The sequence below is a fragment of the Bradyrhizobium sp. NBAIM08 genome (assembly GCF_020193935.1).
GTDB classification, from domain to species: Bacteria; Pseudomonadota; Alphaproteobacteria; order Rhizobiales; family Xanthobacteraceae; genus Bradyrhizobium; species Bradyrhizobium yuanmingense.
Genome location: NZ_JADYVR010000788.1, coordinates 1 through 414, shown reverse-complemented (window position 1 = coordinate 414; position 414 = coordinate 1). Strand labels below are relative to the sequence as shown.

Here is a 414-nt window from a genome sequence, read left to right as displayed (position 1 = left end):
CAATCATCTAGCCGAGAACGGCCTTGGCAAGCCGAAAAGTCTCGCTTATCGCGTTGTGCTGCTGTTACCCTTGAGCGGCCAATGGCGCGTTTCGAACGGGGAAGCCGGCAGGCCGGACCCCAACTCTCTGACATGGACAAGTTCGTAATAGAAGGCGGATACCCGCTGTCGGGCACCGTGGTGCCCGCCGGGAACAAGAATGCTGCGCTGCCGATCCTGGCGGCCTGCTTGCTGACCGAGGAAGAGCTCGTGATCGGCAACGTGCCGCGGATCCGGGACGTTGACTCGATGCTGGCGCTGCTCGAAGACCTCGGCGTCAATGTGCTGTGGCGCGACGATCACGAGCTGGCGCTGCGAGCGGCGACGGTCGGTGCCGATGTCGAGAGGGAACTCGCCGAGCGGATTCGTGCGTCC

Annotated in this window: 1 pseudogene; it reads left to right on the top strand. The window is 63.5% G+C overall.

Annotated elements, in window-relative coordinates:
• Positions 1 to 81: 81 nt before the first annotated feature.
• Positions 82 to 414: pseudogene (locus I6F37_RS42065) on the top strand (hypothetical protein); the annotation flags it as partial.